The sequence below is a fragment of the Haloactinopolyspora sp. genome, assembly GCF_027324685.1.
In the GTDB taxonomy this organism is placed as follows: domain Bacteria; phylum Actinomycetota; class Actinomycetes; order Jiangellales; family Jiangellaceae; genus Haloactinopolyspora.
In genome coordinates, this window is sequence record NZ_DAHVSH010000112.1 from 1 (window position 1) to 3,180 (window position 3,180).

Consider the following 3,180-nt stretch of genomic DNA (forward strand, 5'->3'; position numbering starts at 1 on the left):
CTCCATGCGGATCGGGCGTCCCTCGCGCAGCAACTCATAACGGTCGACGCGAAGCTCGAACGCACCGAATGTATAGCTCTCGCTCACCGGGTGATCTTCTTCCAGGTATACCCGCTGTCGGAGGTCCGGCTCCCATGACCCCCACCTCCGAGACGCTCGCGCTTCGAATCTTAGCATTACCGTCCGGCTCTGCGATCGGAGCCTGTCACCGGGATCTGGACCGGGTCCAGCGCGCGGCACGCCTGCGGCACGTGCGGCGCCGGCCCGCTCGCCTGACGGTGTGAGCACCGTCGCACCGCCGTCGAGAGCGCAATTTCGTTCTATCGGACGCTCGCCGGCCCGGGCTAACTTGCCGCGCATAACGAGGCCGCGAGCTCATCGCGGCGGCTCTCTTTTCACGACTCTCGACCCAGGGGTGATTCGACATGGCTCGCGCGACATTCCGTATCGGTGTGTTCGGTGGATGTGCCTTGGCTCTGGTGCTCGCCGGTTGCGGCGGCTCGAGCGGCACCAGCGCCAGCAGCAGCGGCGGTGGCGGTGGCAGCAGCAGCTACACCAACGGCGGCACGATCAGCGGCCTGACCGAAGGCGGACTGACCCTGGCCGATGCCAGCCAGAGCGTCTCGCCCGCGGCGAACGCCGCCTCGTTCACCTTTCCCACCAGCGTGGCGAGCGGCAGCGGCTACTCCGTCACGGTCAGCGCGCAACCCTCCGGATTCACCTGCTCGGTGAGCGGCGGCTCGGGCACCGTCTCCTCGGCCAACGTCACCAACATTCAGGTCAGTTGCGCCGCGAACAATCTGAGCGGCACGGCCGCGACGGGCAGTCCGATCGGCGCTGCCACCGTGACCCTGGTGGACAGCAGCGGCAAGCAGGTGAGCGCACAGACGCAAAGCAACGGCCAGTACAGCCTGAGCACCGCCGGTCTGACGCCGCCGTTTCTCGTCAAGGTGGTGACGGCGGGCGCTTCGCCGAACGGCTATGCGCCGGGTACGACGTTCTATGGCGTGAGCGACCAGGCCAGCCCGACCGTGATCAATATCACTCCGCTGACGGACCTGATTGTCCGTGACTGGTACGCCGCGCAAAGCTCGCCGGTGAGCGTCGCGACGGCCTTCTCGAACCCGGCGGCCAATCCGCCGCCCTCGGTCGCGGAAGTGCAGGTCATCCAGCAGGTGGTGCTCGACATCGTGCAGCCGGTGCTGCAGCAACAGGGCGTGAACCCGCTCGGGCTCGACCTGATCTCCGGCGCGTTCAGCGCCAATGGCCAGGGACTCGACGCGGCGCTCGATCAGATCAAGCCCATTGTCTACAACGGCAGCGGCACCTCCGCCGCGTTGACCATCGACACGACGAGTACCACCACGCAGACGACGACCGTCACGGCGAGCGCCGGCAGCACGCAGGTGAGCACCACCACCAGCAATTCCGCGAACGGCGGTGCGACCAGCGCGATCGTCACGACCGCGGTGATCCCGTCCAGCGCCGGCGAAGCGGCGGCGCTTTCGGCCGCGCAGGCCACCCTGACGGCGGTTGCCAATACGATCAATACCCAGGGTGCGGCGCTCACGGCGGCGAACCTCGCGCCGTACTTCGACAGCGCCTACCTCAACGATGGCGTGAATGGCGCCCAGCAGACGCAGTTGTTCGCCACTGCGCTTGCCGGGGCGACCATCCAGTCGTTCGCGGTGACCCGCGTGCAGAGCTACGACAGCACCAACAACCTGATCGGGGTCACCGGCACCCTGGTGTATACCTCCGGGGGCGTGACCGGCTCGCAGGTGATCGGCAATGGCAACAGCGCCGGGCTGCTGTTCAAGCAGGAATCCAACGGAAACTGGTTGATCTACGGCGACCAGCAGCAGGTCAAGACCTGGGCGCAGATCTGGACGTATACGCAGGACACCGTGAGCGGCGCCCCGCAGACGAACCAGGAGCTGTACGTGGCGGCCCAGGCTCCGGCTGCGTCCAAGGCGGCGCCCTGCGTCTCGAGCTACGCCACCAGCGTCTCGGTCTACGCGTCCCCGTCGGTCACTGTCACCCCGGTGACCGGGACGGGCGCGGGCAGCCCCGTGACGCTCGGCTCGAGCGGTTATCCGCTGCAGGAGGAGACGACGCTGTTCCAGGGCACGTCGGGCGCCGTTACCTGCCAGTTCGACACCGGCCCCCCGATGGGCTTGGCGTCCACCAGTCTCGCCGGCCTGGTCGGTACCACGGTTGGATATGCTGTGAACGGGAGCGCACAGGTGCCGGCGCTGGCTCAGACCATCCACGGTTACACCACCGAAGCGATCAATTTCACCAATCTGACCAGCCACGCATTGGCGGCGGCCCAACTGGGCCAACCCCTCAACGTCCAATGGGCGCTGCCGGTCAGTTTCCCGATCGCCGATATCAAGGTGTTTGGAAATGTGTGGGTCGTGAGCGGGACGGGATCTGCCAACTGTACCGTCAAGCCGACTGCGCCGATCGCCGTGACGTCTACGAGCGCCACGCTCACTCTGCCCACGACCTGCTTGGGTTCTCCGGTGGTGTCGCTGCCGAGCAACTCCGGTCCGGGTACGGCCGCCAGCGTGACCGTTCAGGTGGACGGTGTGGACGGTGAGAAAACCATGGCCGCCTGGAACTTCGACTGAGTCAACATCAAGCACGGTACCCGGGAGTGAGCATGCAGCGTCTCGTTCTGCGGCAGGTGGCGATGGGCGGCCTCATGCTGTTGCTGGCAGCCTGCGGCGGGGGCGGCGGGTCCGGATCGAGTGCCTCGTCATCCTCGTCTTCGTCCTCTTCGTCGTCCTCGTCGCCGTCGTTGACGCTGAAGTCCGCGGACCTGACCAGTCCCGCGCCGCTCGCCCTCGAGACTTTCTCGACCGCGGGACTGGCGTCGAGCGGCGCCGTGACGGTCACCTACTCGGACGGGAAGGCCTATTCGGTCACCGTGCCGGCACTCGCGGTCTCCTCGGCGGGCGTGGTGAGCGTCGGGGTGCCGATCTACCTGTTGAATGGCGTGCCGAGCTCGGGAACGGTGCAGGTCACGGTGAACCAGGGCGGTGTGTCGAGCAATGCGCTCACCCTGTCCGTGCAGAACCTCCCGGCGCTCTCGACGTACGGGCTCACGCCGGGACAGGTCAGTTCCGCGTTCATGACCTTCGAGACGCTGATCCAAGGGATCCGCCTGAGCGA

2 protein-coding genes are annotated in these 3,180 nt (G+C 66.8%); both read left to right on the plus strand.

All coding sequences use genetic code 11. The features are described 5' to 3' along the window. The first annotated feature begins 470 nt into the window (after window positions 1-470). Window positions 471-2,636, plus strand: coding sequence for a hypothetical protein (locus M6444_RS12945; protein WP_298327906.1), 2,166 nt, complete (start codon window positions 471-473; stop codon window positions 2,634-2,636). 56 nt (window positions 2,637-2,692) lie between these two features. Further along, window positions 2,693-3,180: hypothetical protein (locus M6444_RS12950; RefSeq protein WP_298327908.1), on the plus strand; the 488-nt coding region annotated here is incomplete at its 3' end.